The 1,288-nt window shown below is 66.8% G+C and carries 1 pseudogene; it reads left to right on the top strand.

What is annotated here, in order from left to right:
• A pseudogene (locus EPD82_RS11810) lies at positions 1-1,258 on the top strand (IS3 family transposase); the annotation flags it as partial.
• Between the last annotated feature and the right edge of the window lie 30 nt (positions 1,259-1,288).

Raw genomic sequence — 1,288 nt, 5'->3', positions numbered from 1 at the left:
TACGTGCCAGCCCCTCGCAGACCAAGGAGGATCGGCGCCGCATCAAAGAGCTCGAGCCAGAGGTACGCCGCAAGGACAAGGCCCTGGCCGAGGCGGCGGCGCTGCTGGTGCTGTCAAAAAAAGCCGAGGCGATCTTCAACAGGAACAAGGGCGAGGACGAATGATCGGCCTCGAAGATCGCCAGGAAATTGCCCGAGACATCGAAGCGGCTTGCGATGCCGGTGCGCGCCTGAAGCCAGCGTGCGAACTCATGGGGATCAGCGCGCGTACCTTGCAGCGCTGGAAGGCCGGCCAAGGCCTGGAATCGGGCGATGGCAGGCCGCAGGCCGTGCGGCCGGCGCCAGCCCATGCGCTGAGTGATCGCGAACGTGCGCAGATCGTCAGCGTGGCCAACGAGCCGCGCTTCGCCGATCTGCCGCCGGCGCGCATCGTGCCGACGCTGGCTGACGAGGGCGTCTACATCGCCAGCGAGTCCAGCTTCCGCCGCGTGCTGCGTGCGCAGGGGCAAATGAGTCACCGCGGGCGCGCCAAGGCACCACGCAAGGGCCGGCCACCGACCACTCACGTGGCCACCGCGCCGCGACAGCTGTGGTGCTGGGACATGACGTTCCTGCCAAGGGATGTCGCCGGACGCTGGTTCTTCCTGTACCTCATCATGGACGTGTACAGCCGCAAGATCGTGGGCTTCGAGGTGCACGAGGACGACGACTGCGACCACGCTGCGCGGCTCGTGCAGCGCACGGCGCTGGCCGAGGGCATTCACGCCATGCCGCGTGACGAGCGACCCGTACTGCACGGCGACAACGGCGCCACGCTGAAGGCCACCACCGTGCTGGCCATGCTGTGGTGGCTGGGCGTGAAACCGTCGTACTCACGGCCCCGCGTGAGCGACGACAACGCCTTCGTCGAAAGCCTGTTCCGCACGGCGAAGTACCGGCCGGAGTTCCCAGAAAAGGGCTTTACGGATCTGTGCGCCGCGCGCGAGTGGGCGCGCCAATTCGTGCATTGGTACAACCACGATCACAGGCACAGCGGCATCCGCTACGTCAGCCCGGCACAGCGCCATGAAGGCCACGACGTCGCGATCCTTGCGGCTCGGCACCAGGTCTACCTCCAGGCTCGCGAACGCAACCCCGCGCGCTGGTCACGCGGCACACGCGACTGGTCGCACATCCGGGCCGTTACCCTCAACCCTGAACGCGACTCTGTGGTCACAACGGCTGTGAGCCGAGGAGACATTCAGCCGATTGCTGCGTGACAGAGGCGACAAGTAGCTTGACGCGCGCCG

Source organism: Tepidiphilus succinatimandens (genome assembly GCF_006503695.1).
In the GTDB taxonomy this organism is placed as follows: domain Bacteria; phylum Pseudomonadota; class Gammaproteobacteria; order Burkholderiales; family Rhodocyclaceae; genus Tepidiphilus; species Tepidiphilus succinatimandens.
This window is presented reverse-complemented; position numbering and strand designations above follow the sequence as displayed.